This window comes from Streptomyces sp. NPDC002306 (assembly GCF_053593435.1).
This window is the reverse complement of record NZ_JBSFCK010000013.1, coordinates 82,227-105,969: the sequence shown is the minus strand read 5'-3', so window position 1 is coordinate 105,969 and position 23,743 is coordinate 82,227. Positions and strand designations below refer to the sequence as shown.

The window sequence follows — 23,743 nt, the reverse complement described above, 5'->3', positions numbered from 1 at the left end:
CCTTCACGCGTGCGCGGGCTACGCGGCCAGCCTGGCCAGCGCCGCGTCGATACGGGCCAGCGTCTTCTCCTTGCCCAGGATCTCCAGGGACTCGAAGAGCGGCAGGCCGACCGTACGGCCGGTGACGGCGACCCGGACCGGGGCCTGGGCCTTGCCGAGCTTGAGGCCATGGGCCTCACCGGCGGCGAGGACGGCCTCCTTCAGCGCCTCGGCGGAGGTCCAGTCGGCGGACTCGAGCCGCTCGCGGGCCGTGCGGAGCAACGCGTCCGAGCCCTCCTTCATCGCCTTCGTCCAGCTCGCCTCGTCGGACACCGGCTCCGGCAGGAACAGGAAGTCGACGTTGTCCGTGATCTCGGACAGCACCTTCAGGCGGGTCTGCGCGTGCGGCGCGGCGGCCTGCCACCTGGCCTCGTCGAAGTCCTCCGGCGCCCAGGGGGCGTACGGGGCCCTCAGCCACGGGCGGCAGCGCTCGGTGAAGTCCTTCACCTCCAGCAGACGGATGTGGTCGGCGTTGATCGCCTCGCACTTCTTGAGGTCGAAGCGGGCCGGGTTGGGGTTCACGTCCTTGATGTCGAAGGCCGCGACCATCTCGTCGATACCGAAGATGTCCTGGTCGGCCGAGAGCGACCAGCCGAGCAGGGAGAGGTAGTTGAGCAGGCCCTCCGGCAGGAACCCGCGCTCCCGGTAGAGGTTGAGCGAGGACTGCGGGTCGCGCTTGGAGAGCTTCTTGTTGCCCTCGCCCATCACGTACGGCAGATGGCCGAAGGCCGGGACCTGCTTGGCGATGCCCAGCTCCGCCAGCGCCTTGTACAGGGCCACCTGGCGCGGGGTGGAGGAGAGCAGGTCCTCGCCGCGCAGGACGTGGGTGATCTCCATCAGCGCGTCGTCGACCGGGTTGACGAGCGTGTAGAGGGGAGCGCCGTTGGCACGGACGATGCCGTAGTCCGGGACGTTCTCCGGCGTGAAGGTCAGCTCGCCGCGGACCAGGTCCGTGAAGGTGATCGTCTCGTCGGGCATGCGGAACCGGACGATCGGGGTACGGCCCTGGGCCTGGAACTCCGCCACCTGCTCGGCGCTCAGGTCGCGGCAGTGGCCGTCGTAGCCGGACGGCTTGCCGGCGGCGCGGGCGGCGTCGCGGCGGGTGTCCAGCTCCTCCTGGGAGCAGTAGCAGTGGTACGCGTGACCGGCGTCCAGGAGCTTCTGGGCGACGTCCTGGTAGATGTCCATGCGCTGCGACTGCCGGTACGGCGCGTGCGGGCCGCCGACCTCGGGGCCCTCGTCCCAGTCGAAGCCCAGCCAGCGCATCGCGTCGAGCAGCTGGCCGTACGACTCCTCGGAGTCGCGGGCCGCGTCGGTGTCCTCGATGCGGAAGACCAGCGTGCCCTGGTGATGCCGGGCGAACGCCCAGTTGAACAGGGCGGTGCGGACCAGGCCCACATGGGGGTTACCGGTGGGCGAGGGACAGAAACGGACGCGGACGGGGGAGCCGGATGCGCTAGCCACGCTTGACAACCTTGTTGGTGAGAGTGCCGATGCCTTCGATGGTGACGGCGACCTCGTCGCCGACGTGCAGGGGGCCGACCCCTGCCGGGGTGCCGGTGAGGATCACGTCGCCGGGGAGCAGCGTCATGGCCTCGGTGATGTTGACGATCAGATCCTCGATCGAGTGGATCATCTCGCTGGTGCGGCCCAGCTGGCGCTGCTGTCCGTTGACCGTGAGCTGGAGGGTCAGGTCGGACGCGGCGGCGAGGTCCAGGTCCGTCTCCACCCAGGGGCCGAGCGGGCAGGAGGTGTCGAAGCCCTTGGCCCGCGCCCACTGCTTCTCGCGCTTCTGGACGTCGCGGGCGGTGATGTCGTTGGCGCAGGTGTAGCCGAAGATCACGTCCTTGACGCGGTCCCGCGGGACCTCGCGGCACAGCCGGCCGATCACCACGGCCAGCTCGGCCTCGTGGTGGACCTCGGCGGAGAACGGCGGGTACTGGATCTCGTCGCCGGAGCCGATCACCGAGGTGGACGGCTTGAAGAAGGCGAAGGGAGCGTCCGGCACCTCGTTGCCCAGCTCCTTCGCGTGTTCTGCGTAGTTGCGGCCGAAGGCCACGACCTTGCTGGGGAGCACCGGCGGCAGCAGCCTGACCTTGCTCAGTGGCACCTTCGTGCCGGAGAGCTCGAAGTCCGTGAACGGGATGCCCTTGATGATGTCCAGGACGAGCTCGTCCTGCTTGTCGCCCTCGACCGCGCCGAAGGCGACGTTCCCGTCGATGGAGAACCTGGCGATGCGCACGGGATGCTTGGCCCCTTGACTGAGCTGGCGGGAGTCTGACGCTCCAGGCTAACGCGGCAGGGGCCCCGCGCCTCGCGCATTACACGGGGGAGACGGGCGAAGGGCGCCCACCGGTCGGTGGGCGCCCTTCGGCATCCGTACGGGGCCGTCCGAGCGGGCGGCGGCGGGGCCGTCCGAACGGGCGGCGGCCGGCGCGCGTACTACTCGGCGACGGAGGCCGTGACGGGGGCCTCCATCAGGACGGTGCGCCGGGGGTTGGCGGTCTGGGCGGGGAGGGCGACGGAGTGCTCCGGCTGGTCCGGGGTCCACAGTTCGTCGGCGTCGTCGAGGTGCGCCAGCGTCGTGCGCCGCGGGTTGGCTATCGTGCGGAACATCATCGTCGTCTTCACGGCTGTTACGAGACCTTGTCGTGTCGAGCGCCGGGAGGGCCTCAAGGCCCCCCACGCGGGCGCTGGTTGTCAGAGCGGTGCCCCATGTAAAGCGCCAGGCTAAACATGCAAATTCCCGCCGAAGACGTGAAGAGCCCATGATGTCCGTGTGAGTTTGCTCACCAACCAAGACTCAAACCGGTCAATTCAGACCCCCAACCCACCCTAGCGAAACGGACATTGACCCCCTGAAGCCATCATTCCGCTCCTGATCATGGCGACTGGGACACCCGATTCGACTCACTGTCTCGCAAGGGTTTGTCCGGTATAAGGCGGAACACATTCCACGCCGGGTAATGCGTCACTCACGTGGTGTCACGGAGGTCACAGCTCGGCCCATGGGCCTTGTTGGAGATCCGGCACTGTGCTGGAATTCCACGGACCGCCGAAGGGATCGAGCCGGCGCAAGGGCGCGACACAGCGCCGCGCGGCGGTGAGATGGGGGAACCAGCGCCGGTCACTCACGACCACAACGGGGGCGTAATTCAGGGCGCTCCTATGACGCCGACACCGTGTCCTTCCGTTCGCGCGGAGGGGCGCCTGGTCCAGAGGTTGCGACGCTAGTGCAGGGACGTTTCAAGAGGAATGGCAGTGCTTCGGCGGAGCCGGAGCCGCATGGCGGGACCGACCGCGGTTCCTCGCCCCAGCACGCCCAGATCCCGGGCCAGGCATCGTCCGGCGACGGCGGTGAGCGCCCCGGGCGCCCCGGCGCGTCCGGAACGGCCGACCCGGCGTCTGCGGTGAAGCCGAAGGCCCTCCCGGGCCCCGGCCCCCGGGTCGCGCTGCGCAACTGGCGCATCTCGACCCGACTGGTGTCACTGCTGGCACTGCCGGTGGTCGCGGCCACCACGCTGGGCGCGGTCCGCATCAACCAGTCCATGGACGACATTCAGCAGCTCGACAACATGAAGCTGCTGACCGAGATGACCAAGCAAGCCACCGAACTTGCGAACAGGCTGCAGGACGAGCGCGACCAGTCGGCCGGCCCGTTGTCCAACAACGCCACGGCGACCGACTTCACGGTCAAGGGCTACCGGGACAAGACGGACCGGGCCATGAGCAACTTCCGGGACGCCTCCGACCGGATCGACGAAGCCAGCAAGCAGGGCAACCTCCAGGGTGTCCGGGACAGCCTCGTCGGCCTCCAGCGGGACCTCGACACGCTCAGCGAGATCCGCGCCTCGGCCTACGAGGTCGACGACAACTCGATGCAGACCATCGAGGCCTACCACCGCCTCGTCTCCCACCTGCTCGACCTCTCCCAGGACATGGCCGAGGCGACCAGCAACCCGGAGATGATCCAGCGCACCCGCGCCCTGTCCGCCTTCTCCTCAGCCAAGGAGTTCGCCTCCGAGCAGCGCGCGGTCCTGGCCGCGGCCCTCCCGGCGAGCAACAAGTCGTTCGGCAGGCTCTCGGAGAACGACCGTCTGTACGCCTTCGCGGCGCAGAAGAGCCAGACCTCCGAAGAGAGCACCTTCCGCAGCGTCTACGGCACCGAGGGCGCCGAGGAACTCCTGCAGCCGATCGAAGAGGGCAACCCGACGATCGCGGCGACCGACATCTACGCCACCCGCGCGTTCAGCAAGCCCAAGGGTCTGGAGTCGCTCGACAAACAGTCCTACCTCGACTGGATCGACGGCAGCTCGACCAAGATCAAGAACATGGAGGCCATCGAGCACACGCTGCTCGAGGACATGGAGCAGAAGGCCCGTGAGCTGCGCAGCGAGTCCGAGCAGGAAGCGATCATCTCCGGTGCGCTGATCCTGCTCGTCCTCGGCGTCTCGCTGGTCGGCGCCTTCGTCGTGGCACGCTCCATGATCCGCTCGCTGCGCCGCCTCCAGGAGACCGCCACCAAGGTCGCCCAGGACCGGCTGCCCGAGCTGGTCAAGCAGCTGTCCGAGTCCGACCCGCAGGACGTCGACACGTCCGTGGAGTCGGTCGGTGTGCACTCCCGGGACGAGATCGGCCAGGTGGCCGCGGCCTTCGACGACGTGCACCGCGAGGCGGTCCGCCTCGCCGCCGAGCAGGCCCTGCTGCGGGGCAACGTCAACGCGATGTTCACGAACCTCTCGCGCCGCTCCCAGGGTCTTATCCAGCGCCAGCTGTCGCTGATCTCCGAACTGGAGTCCCGCGAGGCCGACCCGGACCAGCTGTCCTCGCTGTTCAAGCTCGACCACCTCGCGACCCGCATGCGCCGTAACGGTGAGAACCTCCTCGTCCTCGCGGGTGAAGAGCCCGGCCGCCGCTGGACCCGTCCGGTCCCGCTGGTCGACGTGCTCCGCGCCGCCGCGTCCGAGGTGGAGCAGTACGAGCGCATCGAACTGGCCTCGGTGCCGACGACCGAGGTCGCCGGCCGGGTCGTCAACGACCTCGTCCACCTGCTCGCCGAGCTGCTGGAGAACGCCACCTCGTTCTCCTCCCCGCAGACCAAGGTCAAGGTCACCGGTCACGCGCTGCCCGACGGCCGGGTGCTGATCGAGATCCACGACACCGGCATCGGTCTCTCTCCCGAGGACCTCGCCGCGATCAACGAGCGGCTCGCCTCGCCGCCCACCGTGGACGTCTCCGTCTCCCGCCGCATGGGCCTCTTCGTGGTCGGCCGGCTGTCACAGCGTCACGGCATCCGCATCCAGCTGCGTCCGTCCGACTCCGGTGGTACGACCGCCCTGGTCATGCTGCCGGTGGACGTCGCCCAGGGTGGCAAGAAGCCCCAGCCCAAGCCCGGCCAGAACGCCGGCGTGGGCGGTCCGGCCGCCGCGCAGGCGGCCGCGGGCATGGCCGCCGCCCGGCGCCAGGGCGGTGCCCTCGGCGGCGGTGCCCCGGGTGCGCCCGGTGGCGCCCTCGGCGGCGGTGCCCCGGCCGGTGGCGGTATCGCTGCCGGACAGGGTCCGCGGGCCGCGCTTCCGGGCACGGGTGCGGGCGGCCGTCCCGGTGCGCCGGGCGCAGCGCGCGGACCGCAGGGTCCGGGCGTGCCCCAGCAGGGCCGGTCGGCTCCCGCGGGTACGGGTGCCGGTCTCTTCGGTCAGGCGCCGAACGCCCAGCAGGGCGCGCAGGCCAGCGGCGCGGGTGCGCCGCAGGGCTTCGGGGACGGTCAGCGCCAGGACACCCTCGGCGGCAACGGCAACCGTGGTTCCGTACCGACGCAGCGCGCGAACGGTGACGCCGAGCCGCAGGGCCGCCGCGCGCGCCGGCCGCAGCTGCCCGGACGCGGCGGAGCGCGCGCCGAGCTGCCGAGCACCGACTCGCAGCAGCGCACGCCCAGCTGGAGCGACGAGAACGCGCAGCCGCCGGTGCCCCGCACTCCGCTGGACGCCCCGCGCGGACACGAGGAGCCGGACGTCTCCCAGACGGCCCCGATGCCCCGCGTCGACGACCGTCAGGGACCGGCAAGCACCTCCGAGTTCGCCCGCCCGGACTTCAACGCCCCGCGCCCCGGCACGAACAACGGCCACAACACCGGCCAGTTCGCCCGCCCCGGCACGAGCGCCCCGCACAACCCGAACGGCCAGTACAACCAGTACAGCCAGAACGGCCAGTACAACCCGAACGGTCAGCAGAGCCCCAACGGCCAGCACAACACGGGTTCGTTCGTCCGCCCGGACGTCTACGGCTCGTCGGCCGGACAGAACAACCCGGCCAACACCGGGCAGTTCGCGGCTCCGCAGGCCTACGACAACAGCTCCACGGGCCAGTTCGCGGCTCCGCAGGGCTACGACAACAGCTCCACTGGCCAGCACATCCTGCCGGGCAGCCGGCCGGCCCCCACGGCCGCGCAGCACACCGGTCAGTTCGAGCGGCCGCAGACCGGCGGCCCCGACTACGGGGCTCAGCGCCAGGCCGCCCCGCAGCAGCGGGCCGTCCGCCCCGAGCCGGAGGCGCTGCCGCCGGCCACGGGCCCCGGTGACGGTCGTACCCCGCTGTTCGACACGCTGGAGACCAACTGGTTCCACGGTCAGCAGGCGGCACAGCAGGCCCAGCAGGCACAGCAGCAGGGTCAGCCGCAGCCCAACGGCTCGGCTCCGGTTCCTCCGCAGCAGGCTCCGGCTGCGCAGCAGCAGGCGCCGGCTCCCCAGCGTCCGGCGTCCGACTCCTGGCGCACGTCGCCGAACGACGACATCGTCCGCCAGGCCGAACGGGTGCGTCAGCCCGCGGCAGGCGGCGTCACCACCTCAGGCCTGCCGCGCCGGGTACCCCGGGCGAACCTCGTTCCGGGCACGGCTCAGCAGCAACAGCACCAAACCGGTCCGCAGGTCTCGCGTGCGCCTGACGACGTTCGCGGCCGGCTGACCAATCTCCGTCGGGGTATCGCGCAGGGTCGCCAGGCCGGCAACGGCCAGACCGGAAGCTTCCCGAGCCCCACTCACCAGCAGGAGCGTTAGTTGAGTCCGATGAGCCAGGCGGCACAGAACCTGAACTGGTTGATCACCAACTTCGTGGACAACACCCCCGGGGTGTCCCACACAGTGGTGGTCTCCGCCGACGGCCTTCTGCTGGCAATGTCCGAAGGTTTCCCGCGCGACCGCGCCGACCAGCTCGCGGCCGTCGCGTCCGGGCTCACCTCGCTGACTGCCGGGGCCTCCCGGATCTTCGAGGGCGGCAGCGTGGCGCAGACGGTCGTGGAGATGGAGCGCGGGTTCCTTTTCCTCATGTCCGTCTCCGACGGCTCGTCCTTGGCCGTGCTCGCGCACCCCGAGTGCGACATCGGTCTCGTCGGCTACGAGATGACACTCCTGGTAGACCGCGCGGGCGCGGTCCTCACGCCCGACCTGCGCGCCGAACTCCAGGGAAGTCTGCTCCACTGACCGGCCCCGGATCCACCCGTCTCACCAAATCACCGTCCGGCCGCCACAATCCCCCCACCGGCCCCCGTCAGACGGCACGACTGACCGATCTGCTGTCCCGCCCGGAGGATTCATGACCCCGCCCAACGCCTCTCATGATCCGTACGCGGAGCCGTACGGGGATGAAGGCGACCAGCCGCTGGTTCGTCCCTACGCGATGACCGGCGGCCGGACCCGGCCGCGTTACCAGCTCGCCATCGAGGCGCTGATCAGCACCACGGCCGACCCGGCAGCGCTCATGGGGTTGCTCCCGGAGCACCAGCGCATCTGCCACCTGTGCCGTGAGGTGAAGTCGGTCGCCGAGGTCTCGGCACTGCTCGCCATGCCCCTGGGCGTGGCGCGGATCCTCGTCGCGGACCTCGCGGAGGCCGGTCTGGTCGCCATTCACCAGCCGGGCGGCGACGAGTCCACCGGCGCACCGGACGTGACACTGCTCGAAAGGGTGCTCAGTGGACTTCGCAAGCTCTGACGGAGGACGGGCGACCACTTCCGCCAAGATCGTGGTGGCCGGCGGCTTCGGCGTCGGCAAGACCACGTTCGTGGGCGCCGTCTCCGAGATCAACCCCCTGCGTACCGAGGCCGTCATGACGTCCGCGTCCGCGGGCATCGACGACCTCACCCACACCGGGGACAAGACCACCACCACGGTGGCCATGGACTTCGGACGTATCACGCTCGACCAGGACCTGATCCTGTACCTGTTCGGCACGCCGGGCCAGGACCGCTTCTGGTTCATGTGGGACGACCTGGTGCGTGGTGCGATCGGCGCGGTGGTCCTGGTGGACACCCGCCGTCTGGCCGACTGCTTCCCCGCGGTCGACTACTTCGAGAACAGCGGCCTGCCGTTCGTCGTGGCCCTCAACGGCTTCGACGGTCAGCAGCCGTACCAGCCGGAGGAGGTCCGCGAGGCTCTCCAGATCGGCCCGGACACCCCGATCATCACCACGGACGCCCGCCACCGCTCGGACGCCAAGTCGGCGCTGATCACGCTGGTGGAGCACGCGCTCATGGCCCGGCTGAGGTAGTTCTCAAGTCGGTGGTGCCGTACGGAAGTTGTCGTAGGCGCCGACGGAGCCGACTGTGTCCTTTGACACGGTCGGCTCCGTGGTTCATAACGTTTCGGCAGAGGAATCGGGTGGTATCGCAACGCGTCGCGGTCGCCCGGTCTCACTGCGCGCACGAAGGCCCCGTCTTTTGACGGGGCTCGCTGCTTTATGACCGTTTTATCTGGGACTTACATCGCTCGGAACCGGCGCTTCCGACTGTTTGGAAGAGCACTGGTCGCCGTGCTGGAATGCCTGAACTGCCCAATAGTCAAAGACGTACTCACTAGTCGATGACGTACTGGGCTCTGAGACACTGCGGCACGACGAAGGTGCCGACCGCCGAGAGGTTGTTGGTCGAGTGAGGCGAAGCAAGAACAGTCCCGAGCCGGCGGCGCGGGGCAACTTCACCCCGCCGCCGCGCGGAGCGGCGACCGCCCCTGTACAAGGCCCGGAGCCGACGGCGACGCCCCCAGCGAGCGGCGGCCGTCTCTCTCCGCGCAACTGGCGGGTGCCGACCCGGCTGAACGCCATTCTGCTCATACCCGTGGTGGTCGGCCTCGTCATGGGCGGCTTCCAGGTGCGGAGTTCGATCAACACCTGGCAGGAAGCCCAGGACGCGGAGAACACCGCGCGTCTGGTGCGGGCCTCCCTGGCCTACGCGGACGCCCTCTACAACGAGCGTGACGCCTCGGTCGAGCCCCTGCTCGAAGGCAAGGGCCAGGACGACAAGACCGTCACCGCCGTCCGCAAGGCGACGGACCAGGCCGCCGACGTGTTCGACGAGGCCGCGCTGCGCATGCCGGACAAGGTCGGCCTCCAGCGCCGTCTGAAGCTCTTCCGTGAGGAGGAGCCCAAGCTCCAGGCGATCAGGGCCGCCGGGTTCACCTCCAAGCTCCCCGCCGTGCAGACGGAGGAGGGCTACACCAAGGTCGCCCACCCGCTGATGGAGTTCGCCAACGAGCTCGGTCTGGGCACCGGAAACATCACCAGCTACGGCCGTGCCGTCTACGCGATCTCGCTGACCAAGGCGGCCCTGTCGCTGGAGCGCTCGATCGGCATGCACCTGCTGATCAAGCCCGGCCCCAAGGTCGAGAGCTTCGCCAAGCAGCGCGTCGCCCTCTCCTCGTACGCCTACCTCGAGGGCATCGCCGTCGAGGAGTACCTCGGAGGAGGCACCGAGGAGGACGCCGCCACGCTCGACGCGGCGAAGACGAAGATCAAGACCCAGGGCGCGGCGCTGGCCCAGGAGGCCGCGGCCGCGAACCCGGACTACGTGCCGCCGCCGGCCGACCCGACCGACATGGTCGCGGCCCTGTCGACGCTCCAGACCACGGATCCCGCCGCGCGCGCCGTGCTGGCCCAGGGCGGCATCACCGCGCAGAACTGGTGGGCGGTCAACACTCTCAAGTACGACGCGTACCGCAAGATCGAGACGGACATGGCCGACAGGGCCGTGAGCGAGGCGTCGGCCATCGCCGACGACGCCAAGACGTCCGCGTTCATCACCGGTGCCGCCGTCGTGGTCGCCCTGCTCGCCGCGTTCATCCTGGCCGGCATGGTGGCCCGCCAGATGAGCCGCTCGATGCGCCAGCTGCGCAACGCCGCCTTCGGCATCGCCGAGCAGCGCCTGCCGATGCTGGTCGACCAGCTCTCGCGCACCGACCCCGGCCGGGTCGACACCCGTGTCGCCCCGATCCCGATCACCACCACCGACGAGATCGGCGAGGTCGCCCGCGCCTTCGACCAGGTCCACCGCGAGGCCGTCCGGCTCGCCGCCGAGCAGGCGCTCCTGCGAGGCAACATCAACGCGATCTTCACCAACCTGTCGCGCCGCAACCAGTCGCTGATCGAGGGCCAGCTGTCCCTGATCACCGAACTGGAGAACAACGAGGCCGATCCGGACCAGCTGGAGAGCCTCTTCCGCCTGGACCACCTCGCGACCCGTATGCGCCGCAACGGCGAGAACCTCCTGGTCCTCGCCGGCGAGGAGCCCGGCCGTCGCTGGGACCAGCCGGTCCCGCTGGTCGACGTGCTGCGCGCCGCCTCCTCCGAGGTGGAGCAGTACGAGCGCATCGAGCTCTCCGGCGTCCCGGAGGCCGAGATCCACGGCCGCGCCGTGACCGACCTCGTGCACCTGCTCGCCGAGCTCCTGGAGAACGCCACCACGTTCTCCTCTCCGCAGACCAAGGTCCGGGTCACCGCGACCCGTCTCCCCGACGGCCGCGTCATGATCGAGATCCACGACAAGGGCATCGGCCTCACCGCCGAGGACTTCGCGGACATCAACCACAAGCTGGCCAACCCGCCGACCGTGGACGCCGCGATCTCCCAGCGCATGGGTCTGTTCGTGGTCGGCCGGCTGTCCGACCGGCACGGTATCCGCGTCCAGCTGCGCCCCTCGGGCGAGCAGGCCGGTACCACTTCCCTGGTCATGCTGCCCGACGCGATCACCCACGGTGGCGGTGGCGAACAGCAGCTGGAACGCGACGAGTTCACGGTCTCGCAGATCATCCCTGAGCAGCAGCAGCCGCAACTCGGCTACCAGGCGGAGAACTTCAACCAGCAGCCGCTGCGCACGGCGGCCGAGCTCGGATTCGACGACAGCCGCTACGAGGTCCCGGACGACATCCGCGACCTGGACCCCGTCGGCCGCTCCCTGATGCGCGAGGAGCGCCGGGCCGCCCTGGAGACCCAGGCACAGCCCGAGGACGGCACGCAGAGCGCCGACCCGTCCGCCGCCTACGGCGACGAGTTCGACGCCCGGCACGCGGCCTACGAGAGCGGTCAGGGCTCCTACGACGGCGACCCGACCGGCTACCAGGAGCAGCCCGCCGGTTACGACCAGCCGAGCGCCTACGAGGGCCGCCGGCAGCCGACGTACGACGACCAGTACTTCGGCAACGGCGCCGCGTCGCAGAACAACGGTTTCGCGGCGAACGGCGGCTACCCGGACCCCTCCTATACGGAGGCGGCCCAGGAGACGCCGGCGGCGGCCCAGCCCCCCGCGCCGGAGACGTTCTCGGGCTTCGAAGAGCAGTCCTACCAGGACGACTGGCCGCAGCAGTCCGGTTACCAGAACGGCTACCCGGACCAGTACGCTCCAGAAGCGGAATCGTCGCAGGCCGCTGACGTGAACGAGCGGGACCACGTAGGCTTCGACCGTCCGGGACCGACCACCTCCGCCCCTCGCTCGATGACCGACGCGGGGCTGCCCCGCCGAGGTGCCACCCCGAGTGGCGCGAACGGGTCGAACGGCGTGGGACGCGCGCAGCAGAAGCCGCAGGCTTCCGCCGCGGAGGGCAACGGCACCGACTGGCGTTCGGCGAACGACGACCGCTGGCAGCAGGCCTCGCAGCTGCGCAAGCCCAAGGCGGGCGGGGTCACCTCCTCCGGTCTGCCGCGGCGGGTACCCAAGGCCAATCTGGTCGAGGGAGCCGCCGAGACCACCCCTCAGGGAGGCCCCCAGGTCTCCCGCGCCCCGGAGGACGTCCGGGGCCGGCTGAGCAACCTGCGTCGAGGCGTCCAGCGCGGACGCAGCGCAGGCAGTGAAACGAACGGCCAGGGCTTCGGTCCTGACAGCACCTACAACCAGGAGCGTTAGTGTGAGCCCGATGAGCCAGGCGGCACAGAACCTGAACTGGTTGATCACCAACTTCGTGGACAACACCCCGGGGGTGTCCCACACCGTGGTGGTCTCCGCCGACGGACTCCTTCTGGCGATGTCCGAAGGGTTCCCGCGTGACCGCGCCGATCAGCTCGCGGCCGTCGCGTCGGGTCTGACCTCGTTGACTGCCGGCGCCTCGCGCATCTTCGAGGGCGGCAGCGTGAACCAGACGGTTGTGGAGATGGAGCGGGGATTCCTGTTCATCATGTCCGTTTCCGATGGTTCGTCACTCGCCGTGCTCGCCCACCCAGAGGCGGACATCGGCCTCATTGGGTACGAGATGGCCCTCCTGGTGGACCGCGCGGGTACGGTTTTGACTCCCGACCTTCGTGCGGAGCTCCAAGGAAGCCTTCTCAACTAACAGACGGACGGTGCGTATTGGCGTCCCGGGGCCGTAAGGTTTCGGGACGCGGCTCCACAGTGATGGGTGCCAGTGCACAGTCGGAGGAGGAGAGAAAGTGGCAACACCCCCAGGCGGTTCGTCGGGCAACTGGTCGTACGGTCCTGCCCAGGGCCAGGGCGACGGTTCCCCGAACCCGTACAACTTCCCCTCCTCGCCGAGCCAGCGGCGTCAGCAGCCGTACGCGCCGCAGGGGCCACAGGGTCCCGGACCGTCGCCGTACGACCAGCCGCACGCTCCGCGCATCCAGCCGGTGCAGCCGCAGCGCCGTACCCCCGAGCCCGCGCCCGCCGGGGCGTCGAACAACCCACTGGTGCGTCCGTACGCCATGACGGGCGGTCGCACCAGGCCGCGGTACCAGCTCGCCATCGAGGCACTGGTGCACACCACCGCATCTCCGCATCAGATGCAGGGCCAGCTGCCCGAGCATCAGCGGATCTGCAACCTGTGCCGAGAGATCAAGTCGGTGGCCGAGGTCTCGGCCCTCCTCACGATCCCCCTCGGCGTGGCCAGGATCCTCGTCGCCGACTTGGCGGAGGCGGGACTGGTCGCCATTCATCAGCCCGGCGGCGACGAGAACGCCGGCGGCCAGCCAGACGTGACACTGCTCGAAAGGGTGCTCAGTGGACTTCGCAAGCTCTAGCGGCGGTCCTTCCCGCTCCACCACCTCCGCGAAGATCGTGGTGGCGGGCGGCTTCGGCGTGGGTAAGACCACGTTCGTCGGCGCCGTCTCGGAGATCAACCCGCTGCGCACGGAGGCCGTCATGACGTCTGCTTCGGCAGGCATCGACGACCTCACCCACACCGGGGACAAGACGACCACGACGGTCGCCATGGACTTCGGACGTATCACCCTGGACCAGGACCTGATCCTGTACCTCTTCGGTACACCCGGCCAGGACCGCTTCTGGTTCATGTGGGACGACCTCGTGCGCGGCGCGATCGGCGCGATCGTGCTGGTGGACACCCGTCGTCTCGCGGACTGCTTCCCGGCGGTCGACTACTTCGAGAACAGCGGCCTGCCGTTCGTCATCGCCCTCAACGGCTTCGACGGCAACCAGCCCTACCAGCCGGACGAGGTGCGCGAGGCGCTCCAGATCGGCCCGGACACCCCGATCATCACCACGGACGCCCGCCACCGCGCGGACGCCAAGTCGGGGCTGATCACCCTGGTGGAGCACGCGCTGATGGCGCGCCTGCGCTGATCCGGCCCACGGACGACAGATGGGCGGCCCCTCCCGGCTCGGGAGGGGCCGCCCGTTTTTCTGCCCACCGGCAGGCCGTCCGGCTCCGGGGCCGTCCGTCGGGCCGTCCCCGCGTGTGTTCCCGCCGGTCTTCGTACCGTCTCTCCGTGCCCGCGGACGGCGAGAGGGCCCCTGGGCGGCGGAAAGGCCCCTCTCGCGCGGAGAGGGGCCTTTCTGTCGTGCCGGGGTGACTGCGTGCCGGGGTGTCGCGGACTAGCCGTGCCAGCTGTGCGGGGCACGGAAGCCGGGCTCGCGCTCCAGCCGGCGCCAGCCGGCCTTCGCGCGGCCGGGGTGCGCCGGGGCTTCCGTGGACGCACGGGCCGCGGCACGCGCGAGCAGGATCGCCGTGATGGCGGCGACCTCCTCGGGCTCTGCGTGGCCCTTCTCGACGCGAATGTCAGTGGAGTTCATGGATGTCAGTCTCCGTGAGAGAGGTTTCCGCAGGGGTACCGCGGAGGATCCGCGGGGTTACTGCGGGGGGTTGCCGTGCTTGCGGGAAGGCAGGTCGGCGTGCTTGCTGTGCAGCATCGCGAGGGACCTGATGAGGACCTCGCGGGTCTCAGCCGGGTCGATGACGTCGTCCACCAGGCCGCGTTCGGCGGCGTAGTAGGGGTGCATGAGCTCGGACTTGTACTCCTTGACCATCCGCTTGCGCATGGCCTCGGGGTCCTCGGCTTCGGCGATCTGACGCCGGAAGATGACGTTGGCGGCGCCTTCGGCGCCCATCACGGCGATCTCGTTCGTGGGCCACGCGTAGGTGAGGTCGGCACCGATGGACTGGCTGTCCATGACGATGTACGCCCCGCCGTACGCCTTGCGCAGGATCAGCGAAATCCTCGGCACGGTCGCGTTGCAGTACGCGTACAGCAGCTTCGCTCCGTGGCGGATGATTCCGCCGTGCTCCTGGTCCACCCCGGGGAGGAACCCCGGCACGTCCAGGAACGTGACGATCGGGATATTGAAAGCGTCACACATCTGGACAAAGCGCGCAGCTTTTTCGCTCGCCTCGATGTCCAGGACGCCCGCGAGGGTCTGCGGCTGGTTGGCGACGATGCCCACGACCTGGCCGTCGAGCCGGGCCAGCGCGCAGATGATGTTGCGCGCCCAGCGCTCGTGGACCTCCAGGTAGTCGCCGTCGTCGACGATCTCCTCGATGACCTTGGCCATGTCGTAGGGCCGGTTGCCGTCCGCCGGGACCAGGTCCAGCAGGACGTCGCCGCGGCGGTCCGCGTCGTCCGTGGACTCCGCCCGCGGCGGGTTCTCACGGTTGTTCTGCGGGAGCATCGACAGGAGGTAGCGCACCTCGGCGATGCAGGTCTCCTCGTCGTCGTACGCGAAGTGGCAGACGCCGCTCGTCTCGGCGTGCACATCCGCCCCGCCGAGCCCGTTCTGGGTGATCTCCTCGCCGGTGACCGCCTTGACGACGTCCGGGCCGGTGATGAACATCTGCGAGGTCTCACGGACCATGAACACGAAGTCGGTGAGGGCGGGGCTGTAGGCCGCGCCGCCCGCGCACGGGCCGAGCATCACGCTGATCTGCGGGATGACACCGGACGCCTTGGTGTTGCGCTGGAAGATGCCGCCGTATCCGGCGAGGGCGCTGACGCCCTCCTGGATCCGGGCGCCGGCGCCGTCGTTCAGCGACACCAGCGGGGCACCGGCCGCGATGGCCATGTCCATGATCTTGTGGATCTTCGTCGCGTGGGCCTCGCCCAGCGCGCCGCCGAAGATCCGGAAGTCGTGCGCGTAGACGAAGACCGTGCGCCCGTCCACCGTGCCCCAGCCGGTGATGACACCGTCCGTGTACGGCTTCTTGGACTCCAGGCCGAAGCCCGTCGCGCGGTGCCGGCGCAACTGCTCGACCTCCCGGAAGGACCCCGGGTCCAGGAGCAGCTCGATCCGCTCCCGGGCGGTCAGCTTGCCCTTGGCATGCTGCGCCTCGGTCGCCCTCTCGCTGGGACCCGCCAGCGCCTGCACACGGATCTCGTGCAGCTCGGCCACCCGACCCCGCGCGTCCGCCGGCTCACCGGTCGTCTCTTCCAAAACGGTCATGTAGCGACCTTACGAAGCCTGCCAAGGAAAGCGAGCCGTCGACTCCGTACAGTCTCCAGACCGTTTTCCTGGTAGCACTGAACAGAACCACAACCCTGTGCAGGCGTTCCGACTGCTCAGAGGGCGTGCGCCTTGTAGAGGTCGGACAAACTCAGAGGCTGAGAGGCGGCTCACATTGGTGAGTCGCGCATGCCATCCCTGGAGTGACACGGGGGCGCATACGGCGGTCTGCCGACTCCGGCTTCGACCGCCTCGACGCTCCGGACCACCCGGCACGCGGACCGGTCCCGGACGATCCCCCCGGCGACTCTCTCACACGGAGCCCGGCCCCCCGGCCGGCACGACGGGCGGGACCGGCCCTCGCGGGGAGACCCGCCGCGAGGGCCGCCGCGCCGAGGAAGCGACGGGGTGCGGCGGACTCGCTCAGCAGCCGCCGCAGTTGTAGTACAGGACGTCCCAGTGGTTGCCCTCGTCGGCGTAGATGTTGCCGGCGCCCGACCGGTACTGCGGGGCGCCGTCGCCGCGCAGTCCGATGTACGTGAAGGAGTTCTTGATGTAGTTCGTCACGCAGGTGTTCTTGCCGTAGTCGAGCTTGTAGCCGTTCCAGTGGGAGTAGGTGCCGGAGGCGTGGCCGGTCTCCGTACCGCCGGTGATGTTGAGGGCACAGCCGGCGGCGCTCTTGAGGGTCTGGGCGCCCTGGGCGGTGGCCAGGTTGAGCTGATCGAAGGACGTACAGGTGGAGTTGTTGCGGTTCGAGCAGTTGCCGGAGGACGACCAGGTGATGCCGGCCGAGCGGAACATCGAGGTGGCCGTGGCGTGACTGATCTTGGTCGCGGCGAAGGCGTCCCCCGCGGTGCCGAGGACGGCGACGCCGGGGGCGACGAGGAGGGCCAGGGCGGTGAGCGCGGAGCGGAGCCGAAGCGGCCTCGCGGTCTTCGTGGGGGCCAGTTTCGCGAGCGTCGTGGGGACCATGGGAAACCCTTCCTGCGGATGGCCGTGCTTGCTGGGGCGGCTGTGCAGGTGGCGCAGGGAGATGGTGCCCGAGGTCTACGCGCGTCCGCCAGAGGGCGTCGTGATGGTCACGCCCCGTAATGTGTGAAACACGTTGCGGATGATGTTGAAACCCGGACGGAATAGGTTTACTGTCGTTCTCGTTACCTGGTTGAACATTCAACAGATCTGTACGACCTCGTCCGCGGCTTCGATCACGAATCCGCGACCCCGTCCCCAAGGAGCACATCATGGGCATCTTCGGCCGCAAGAACACCGACGACACGACCCCCCAGGCCGCCGCGGCCGTGAACCCGGCACTCGCCGCCCTGACCGGTGACTACTCCATCGACGCGTCGCACTCCACGTTCGGCTTCGTGGCGCGCCACGCGATGGTCACGAACGTCAAGGGCAAGTTCAACGACGTCAGCGGCTCCCTGCACCTGGACGGCAGCGACCCGGCCAAGTCCACCGCGACCATCGACATCACGATGGACAGCGTCGACACCGGTTCCGCCGACCGTGACGGCCACCTGAAGAGCGCGGACTTCTTCAAGTCCGACGAGTTCCCGAAGATGACCTTCCGCTCCACCAAGGCGGAAGCCGTGGGCGGCGACGACTACCGCATCACCGGCGACCTGACCATCCTCGGTGTCACCAAGCCGCTCACCATCGACCTGGAGTTCAACGGCTCCGCCACGGACCCCTTCGGCAACGAGCGCGTCGGCTTCGAGGGCACGGCCCAGATCCTGCGCTCCGAGTGGGGCCTGACCTGGAACGCGGCGCTGGAGACGGGCGGCGTGCTGGTCTCCGACAAGATCAAGCTGAACTTCGACATCTCGGCGATCAAGAGCGCCTGACGCCTGATACCGGCACCCCGTCGGCGCGCGCCGGCACGCGGCCCCGAGCACGCCCTCCCCTCACGCCCCCACCGGGCGGAGGGCGGGCGCTCGGGGCGTCGGCGTACGCGCCGGCACGGTGATCGGGGGCGCGCCGTGAGCGTCTCCGGCGTGGGGGCCGAGGGGGTGCCGTGAGAGTGACCGGCGCGGGGGCCGAGGACGTGCCGTGAGAGTGACCGGCGTGAGGACTGAGGGCGCGCCGTGAGAGCGACCGGCGCGGGGGCCCAAGTCGGTCCGTGAGGGTGATCGCCGTCGGGGCCGGGCGTGGCCGGATTGCACCCCTTGTGTGAGCGGTCACAGCGTTCCCATAATCCAGCAACAGAATTTGACGAGCTCATGCCAGCACATGGGCATTCCTTTACGGCCCTCACGGACCACCTTCTTGGCATGCGCATGTCATTCCACCCCCCACGGAAGGCATCACGTGAAGAAGCTCCTCAAGGCCCTGAGAAGATGCGCGGTCGCCGGCGCGGCCGTCCTCGCGGTCGTCAGCCTCCAGCCCGCCTCCCCCGCACAGGCCGCCCCGGCGCCCGTGGTCGGCGGAACCCGGGCCGCGCAGGGCGAGTTCCCGTTCATGGTCCGGCTCTCGATGGGCTGTGGCGGCGCGCTCTACACCCAGCAGATCGTGCTCACCGCCGCGCACTGTGTGAGCCGCACCGGCGCCAACACCAGCATCACGGCCACCGCCGGTGTCGTGGACCTCCAGTCGACCACCGGCCGGGTGCAGGTCAGGTCCACCTACGTCTACCGGGCGCCCGGCTACAACGGCAACGGCAAGGACTGGGCGCTGATCAAGCTCGCCTCGCCCATCAACCTGCCGACGCTGCCCACCGCGACGACCACCACGTACAACACCGGCACCTTCAACATCGCGGGCTGGGGCTCGGCCTCCGAGGGCGGTGCCCAGCAGCGCTACCTGCTCAAGGCGACCGTGCCGTTCGTCAGCGACGCCACCTGCCGCTCCTACAGCGGCTACAGCGGACTGGTCGCGAGCGACGAGATCTGCGCCGGGTACACGGCGGGCGGTGTCGACACCTGCCAGGGCGACTCCGGCGGCCCGATGTTCCGCCGGGACAACGCGGGCGCCTGGATCCAGGTCGGCATCGTCAGCTGGGGCATCGGCTGCGCCCGGGCCAACGCCCCCGGCGTCTACTCCGAGGTCTCGACCTTCGCCTCCGCGATCGCCGCGGCGGCGGCCACGCTCTGACGCACAGCACACCGTCCCGTACACCGTGCGGACCCCCCACAGGGCACGGGCCCGGCGCCGTCACGCGCCGGGCCCGTGCCCCGTCGTGCCCCCGTGCGTCAGAAGTCCCCGCCGCCCCCACCTCCGAAGTCCCCTCCCCCGCCGTCGCCGAACCCGCCGCCCCCGAACCCGCCGCCGAAGTCACCCGGGTCGAAGTCAGCGCCCGAGAGGTCGCCGCCCTGGTAACCGCCGGCGCCGAAGTCGCCGTAACCGGCGCCGTAGTCGGCCGCGTAGGACGGGGTGGCCATCATGCCGCCGAGCGCGGTGCCCAGGAGGAGGCCGGGGAGGATGCCGCCGCCGAAGTAGCCGCCGGCCCAGGGGCCGTAGGCGGGGCCCGCGTCCCAGTACGGGCGGCGGCCGTACTCGGTGTCGACCTGGCGGACCACCGGGTCGCGGCCGTCGGCCAGCCGGGTCCGGTCGGCCGCGCAGACGGGGACCTCGCGGGGCGCGCCGTCGGCCGGCGTCCAGGCGACGTCGGCGACCGAAGGGCCGTGCCGCGGATCGAAGAAGCAGGGCGGCCGGCGTTCGGGCAGCGGGCGGCCCTCGCGGCGGGCGGCGAGCTGGGCCAGGGAGTAGCGGCCGTCGTCCAGGGACTGGGTGACCGCGCGGACGTCCTCGGGCCGGCGCGCTTCGGCCATGGCCGTCTTCGCCTGCTCGTAGGCGTCCAGCGCGCGTTCGTAGTCCGCGCGCATGGCGTCGTCGGCCCCGGCCTCCGCCGGGTGGAAGTCGAGGCGGTCCAGCTCCTCGCCGAAAGCGGTGATGTCCTCGTCCACCACGACCCGCAGCTTGTCGAGGGCGGCCCGCTGCTCCTCCGCGTGGCGCCGGCGGTTGCGGCGGACCAGCCCGTAGGCACCGGCGCCGCCCGCCACCAGGACGGCGCCCACGACGATCAGCCCGGTGGTGGGGACGTCACCGCCGCCGGAGGAATCCCAGGTCGAGGGTGCCGAGCCGCCCATGTTGGTCAGTGCGCGGCTGGTGAAGTCGTCCAGCTGGGTCTTGGTGTCGCGCTCGTCCCCGACGCTGGTGACGAGGTTGGTCACCGCGGCGCGTGACAGGACGGAGGAGTCGGCGCGGGCGTCGAACCGGTCGCCGAGACGGATCGCGTACAGGCCGGTGACGCCGGTGGCGGTGCGCAGGTCGGTGAAGAGGTTCCGGGTCGGGAAGCCGGCCGGGAGCACCGCGATGAACAGGGGTTTGTCGGCGCGCTCGATCTGCCGGGTCAGCGCGGCGGTGTCGGCGGCCGACAGCTGGGAGGCGGCTGCCGGGTCGACGTAGACGGGACTCTCGCGGAGGGCTCGCGCGACGGCCGAGACGCGGGTGTCGGCCGAGGCGGGGGCCGCGTGCACCCACACCCCGGCCAGAGCGGCGAGCAGGAGGGCCAGCACCAGTCCGGGGAGGCTTCGGGTCCGTACGACGGCCTTCATGGTTCGAAGCTACCCGAAGCCTCCCAGAACCGGACATCCAAGCCCGGGGCAGGCGCCGCCCGTGGGTCAGGCCGCTGCTCGATACGCCTCCAGCAGTTTCTGCACGGCCGCGCCGTACCGTCCGGTCAGGAGCAGGTGGTCGGCGTCGGCGAAGGGCTTCGCCACCGCCGCGGTGATGTTCTGCCCCGCCTTCTGCTGGACGATCAGCCGTGCCCGGGTGACGAGCTCGCGTCCCGCCTCCCGCGCGTGGGCCCGGTCGGCGACGGCCGCCGCGACCCCCAGCGCCTTCAGCGTCGTCAGGCCGCCCTCCGGCGTCCGGCCGAGCGTCGTCAGGCCCCAGCCGTACGGGAACTGCGGGTCGTACGCCGTGTCGCCGACGTTGATCGGCAGCTGTGCCTCGGACCTGGGCCAGGTGACGGGGAGCTGTCCGGTGAACGGGCGCTTGCCGTACAGCACGTCCGCCACGCCCGAGCCCTCGGTGCCCGGCAGCCAGGAGGCCACCAGCGCGTCGATGTCGCCGAGCCGGTCGCCGACGAGCTGCGGGCGGCCGGAGACGATCAGCACCGCGCACTTCATGGCCGCGCACACCTTGTCCACGGCGGCCTGGTCGGCGGCGGTCAGCTCCAGGTCGTTGCCGTTGCCGACGTCGCCGACGCCCTCCGCGTAGGGGGTCTCGCCGACCACGACCACGCCGACGTCGTAGCCGCCGGTGGGCGCGGAGGCGTCCTTGGAGTACGTGACGTCACCGCCGGCCTCGCGCATCCCCTCCAGGATCGTCGTGCCCTGGGTGATGTCGCCGGACGAGCCCTGCCAGGTGATCGTCCAGCCGCCGGTCTGGTTGCCGATGTCGTCGGCGTTGGAGCCGGCGACGTAGACCTTCTGCGACTTCTTCAGCGGCAGGACCCCGCCCGCGTTCTTCAGCAGCACCTGCGACTCGGCGGCCGCCTGCCGGGCGACGGCGCGGTGGGCCGTCGAACCGATCCGCGCGGCGCCGCTGGTGTCGGCGTAGGGGTGCTCGAAGAGGCCCAGCCTGAACTTCTGGGTGAGGATGCGGGAGACGGCGTCGTCGATCCGCTCCTCGCTGATCCGGCCCGCCGCGGCCTCGGCGGCCAGAGTGGCGCTGAAGTCCTTGTAGGAGTACGGCACCATCATCATGTCGAGGCCCGCGTTGACCGCCGTGCGGACATGGGAGGCGTAGTCGCCGGGCAGCTGGTCGATGGCGTTCCAGTCGCTGATGACGAAGCCGTCGAAGCCCATCCGGTCCTTGAGCACGCCGTTGATCATGTCGGCGCGGGCGTGCATCTTGACCGGGCCCAGGCCGTCACCGGCGATGTCGAGCGAGGAGTACGACGGCATGACCGTGCCGATGCCCCGGTCGACGGCGGTCTGGTACGGGGCGAGGTGGACGGCCTCCAGTTGCTGCCGGGTGACCTTGGTGACGCCCTGGTCGATGGTGTAGCTGCCGGTGGTGGAGGAGCCGAACTCGGTGCCGCCGTCGCCGACGAAGTGCTTGGCGGTGGCGAGGACCTTGTCGTCGCGGCTCAGATCCTTGCCGTTCGCCCGCCCCTGGAGGCCCTGGATCACGGTCTCCATGGACTCGACGAGGGCCGGGTCCTCTCCGAAGGACTCGTAGGAGCGGCCCCAGCGTTCGTCGCGGGTGACGCAGACGCAGGGCGCGAAGTCCCAGGGGATGCCGGTGGCCCGGACCTCGGCGGCGGTCACCGCGCCGGTCTTCTCGGCGAGCCCGGGATCGCGGGTGGCGCCGATGCCGATGTTGTGCGGCATGAGCGTGGCGCCGGCCAGGTTGTTGTGGCCGTGGACCGCGTCGACGCCGTAGACCAGCGGGATCTGGAAGCGGGTCGCCTGGGCCCGGAGCTGGAAGCCGTCGATCATCTTCGCCCAGGCCTCGGGCGTGTTGGGCGTCGGGGTCGAGCCGCCGCCGGACAGGAGCGAGCCGAGGTCGTAGGCGGCGATGTCACCGGGCGTGGTGAGGCCGCCGCGCTCGGCCTGGGTCATCTGGCCGGCCTTCTCCGCCGGGGACATGCGCGAGACGAGGTCGGCGACACGCTTCTTGACCGGGAGCTTCGGGTCCAGATAGGGCAGTCCGTGCGCGTCGACGACGACCTGGGGCGTCTCGGCCGGGGGCTTGGCCCCGGCGACCGTGAGCTTGAGGGGGATCGTCTCGGCGGATTCGGCGCTCTTGTCCTTCAGGGTGGAGACCCGGATCGTGCGGGAGGTCCCGGAGGCGGTGCCGGCCGGGAAGGTGAGCGTGCCGCTGACCGGGGTGTAGTCCTTGCCCGGGGTGGCGGTGCCGGTGGCGGCCGTCTCGTAGGTGACCGTGACGGGTTCGTCGATCGGCGCCGAGCCGGTGGTGGCGACGGTGACCGCGACGGTGGCGGTGCCGCCCTCCTTCACCGGGCGGACGGCGGAGTCGGTGCTGACGGAGGCGCGCAGGGACTGGTCGGCGCGGCCGTACAGTTCGACGCCGTCCATGGCGAACCGCCCCTGGACACCGACGGGGAGCGTGAGCGCGTACCCCCACATGGCGGTGAGGCCGAGGACGTGGTCGATGCCGCCGACGGGCTGGTAGTCCGTGCGATACGTGAAGTCGGCGAACGGGATCTCGATCAGTTTCCAGCCGCTGAAGTCGTCGGTGAAGGAGGTCGTCCAGAGCTCCGAGGCCTCGCCGTGGGCGCCGCCGTCCTTGATCTCGAAGGCGATCTTCTTGCCGTTGGCCTGACCGTCCCACCAGAAGCGGATGCCCTTGCGGGCGGACCAGTCGTGGGCGGGCTCGGTCGCGGCGTAGTCGTGGCTGAAGCCGCCGTAGCCGCTGATGCCGTAGGTCCCGGCGAGGACCTTGGCGCCCTCGGGGGCGTCCGCGCGGTCGGCGAACTGGAGGGCGGGCGGGTCGTCGGCGTCGCTGCCCCAGGTGAAGATGCCCTCGGCGGGCTGCCCGGCGAACGGGACCTCGCCCTCGAAGCGGTCGACGGAGACCGGGGGCGGGTCGTCGGCGCCGGCCGCGGTGCCGACGACCGTCAGCGGCAGCAGCGCGGTGAGCAGGGTGGCGGAGGCGAGCAGGGCGGTTCTTCGCATGGACCTTCCCTCGGCTCTCATAGTGCTCTCATGACTTAGATCACGGCGTGAGTTAACTGGGGCGCCTTGCGGACGTCAAGACTTCACGTCGGAACCGGTACAGACGCAACGCCCGGCCAGAACAGGGGCGTTGTC

The 23,743-nt window shown here is 70.2% G+C and carries 18 protein-coding genes; 10 read left to right on the top strand and 8 right to left on the bottom strand.

The window, feature by feature from the left end; translation table 11 throughout:
• Positions 1-18: 18 nt before the first annotated feature.
• From gltX to ACWCQK_RS24870, 3 genes are all read right to left on the bottom strand, one after another.
• Complete coding sequence (gene gltX, locus ACWCQK_RS24880; protein ID WP_451158393.1) at positions 19-1,503, bottom strand: glutamate--tRNA ligase; 1,485 nt, start codon at positions 1,501-1,503, stop codon at positions 19-21.
• On the bottom strand, positions 1,496-2,281 hold the full coding sequence (locus ACWCQK_RS24875) for a fumarylacetoacetate hydrolase family protein (protein WP_451158392.1): 786 nt from the start codon (positions 2,279-2,281) through the stop codon (positions 1,496-1,498). Before ACWCQK_RS24875 ends, gltX begins: the two co-directional genes overlap by 8 nt.
• Before the next feature lie 200 nt (positions 2,282-2,481).
• Positions 2,482-2,670 carry a hypothetical protein gene (locus tag ACWCQK_RS24870; RefSeq protein ID WP_451158390.1) on the bottom strand — a complete coding sequence of 63 codons (189 nt, stop codon included), beginning with the start codon at positions 2,668-2,670 and terminating at the stop codon, positions 2,482-2,484.
• Positions 2,671-3,272: 602 nt separating this feature from the next.
• Between ACWCQK_RS24870 and ACWCQK_RS24865 the strand changes: the two genes are divergently transcribed.
• The 8 genes from ACWCQK_RS24865 to ACWCQK_RS24830 all read left to right on the top strand — a co-directional run bounded on the left by ACWCQK_RS24865 (position 3,273) and on the right by ACWCQK_RS24830 (position 13,865).
• Entirely contained in the window at positions 3,273-7,088 is a 3,816-nt protein-coding gene (locus ACWCQK_RS24865; RefSeq protein WP_451158388.1) for a nitrate- and nitrite sensing domain-containing protein, read from the top strand.
• Positions 7,089-7,097: 9 nt separating this feature from the next.
• The gene (locus tag ACWCQK_RS24860; protein WP_020128762.1) at positions 7,098-7,511 is read left to right on the top strand and encodes a roadblock/LC7 domain-containing protein; all 414 of its coding nucleotides are present in this window, start codon (positions 7,098-7,100) and stop codon (positions 7,509-7,511) included.
• A 112-nt stretch (positions 7,512-7,623) separates the two neighbouring features.
• The gene (locus ACWCQK_RS24855; RefSeq protein WP_385780469.1) at positions 7,624-8,019 is read left to right on the top strand and encodes a DUF742 domain-containing protein; all 396 of its coding nucleotides are present in this window, start codon (positions 7,624-7,626) and stop codon (positions 8,017-8,019) included.
• On the top strand, positions 8,000-8,575 hold the full coding sequence (locus ACWCQK_RS24850) for a GTP-binding protein (RefSeq protein ID WP_030793795.1): 576 nt from the start codon (positions 8,000-8,002) through the stop codon (positions 8,573-8,575). Before ACWCQK_RS24855 ends, ACWCQK_RS24850 begins: the two co-directional genes overlap by 20 nt.
• A gap of 379 nt (positions 8,576-8,954) precedes the next feature.
• Positions 8,955-12,197: a nitrate- and nitrite sensing domain-containing protein gene (locus tag ACWCQK_RS24845; protein WP_451158385.1), complete on the top strand. Its 3,243-nt coding sequence runs from the start codon at positions 8,955-8,957 to the stop codon at positions 12,195-12,197.
• A gap of 10 nt (positions 12,198-12,207) precedes the next feature.
• Positions 12,208-12,621: a roadblock/LC7 domain-containing protein gene (locus tag ACWCQK_RS24840; protein WP_005479603.1), complete on the top strand. Its 414-nt coding sequence runs from the start codon at positions 12,208-12,210 to the stop codon at positions 12,619-12,621.
• A gap of 97 nt (positions 12,622-12,718) precedes the next feature.
• Positions 12,719-13,303, top strand: coding sequence for a DUF742 domain-containing protein (locus tag ACWCQK_RS24835; protein ID WP_451158383.1), 585 nt, complete (start codon positions 12,719-12,721; stop codon positions 13,301-13,303).
• Positions 13,284-13,865, top strand: a complete 582-nt coding sequence (locus ACWCQK_RS24830) for a GTP-binding protein (RefSeq protein WP_451158381.1) — start codon at positions 13,284-13,286, stop codon at positions 13,863-13,865. The genes ACWCQK_RS24835 and ACWCQK_RS24830 overlap by 20 nt, the downstream gene beginning before the upstream one ends.
• Positions 13,866-14,117: 252 nt before the next feature.
• Here the strand turns inward: ACWCQK_RS24830 and ACWCQK_RS24825 are convergent, their stop codons facing one another.
• From ACWCQK_RS24825 to ACWCQK_RS24815, 3 genes are all read right to left on the bottom strand, one after another.
• A complete protein-coding gene (locus ACWCQK_RS24825) occupies positions 14,118-14,315 on the bottom strand; it encodes an acyl-CoA carboxylase subunit epsilon (RefSeq protein WP_385780477.1) in 198 nt (65 codons plus the stop codon).
• Between the two features lie 57 nt (positions 14,316-14,372).
• Positions 14,373-15,956 carry an acyl-CoA carboxylase subunit beta gene (locus ACWCQK_RS24820; RefSeq protein WP_451158379.1) on the bottom strand — a complete coding sequence of 528 codons (1,584 nt, stop codon included), beginning with the start codon at positions 15,954-15,956 and terminating at the stop codon, positions 14,373-14,375.
• Between the two features lie 423 nt (positions 15,957-16,379).
• The gene (locus tag ACWCQK_RS24815; protein WP_451158377.1) at positions 16,380-16,928 is read right to left on the bottom strand and encodes a hypothetical protein; all 549 of its coding nucleotides are present in this window, start codon (positions 16,926-16,928) and stop codon (positions 16,380-16,382) included.
• A gap of 269 nt (positions 16,929-17,197) precedes the next feature.
• Between ACWCQK_RS24815 and ACWCQK_RS24810 the strand changes: the two genes are divergently transcribed.
• Positions 17,198-17,806 (top strand): YceI family protein, encoded by a 609-nt coding sequence (locus ACWCQK_RS24810; protein WP_451158375.1) that lies wholly within the window; start codon positions 17,198-17,200, stop codon positions 17,804-17,806.
• Between the two features lie 463 nt (positions 17,807-18,269).
• A complete protein-coding gene (locus ACWCQK_RS24805) occupies positions 18,270-19,052 on the top strand; it encodes a serine protease (RefSeq protein ID WP_451158373.1) in 783 nt (260 codons plus the stop codon).
• A 98-nt stretch (positions 19,053-19,150) separates the two neighbouring features.
• Here ACWCQK_RS24805 and ACWCQK_RS24800 read toward each other — a convergent pair whose 3' ends face one another.
• Entirely contained in the window at positions 19,151-20,515 is a 1,365-nt protein-coding gene (locus ACWCQK_RS24800; protein WP_451158371.1) for a hypothetical protein, read from the bottom strand.
• 66 nt (positions 20,516-20,581) lie between these two features.
• Positions 20,582-23,608 (bottom strand): glycoside hydrolase family 3 protein, encoded by a 3,027-nt coding sequence (locus tag ACWCQK_RS24795; RefSeq protein WP_451158369.1) that lies wholly within the window; start codon positions 23,606-23,608, stop codon positions 20,582-20,584.
• Between the last annotated feature and the right edge of the window lie 135 nt (positions 23,609-23,743).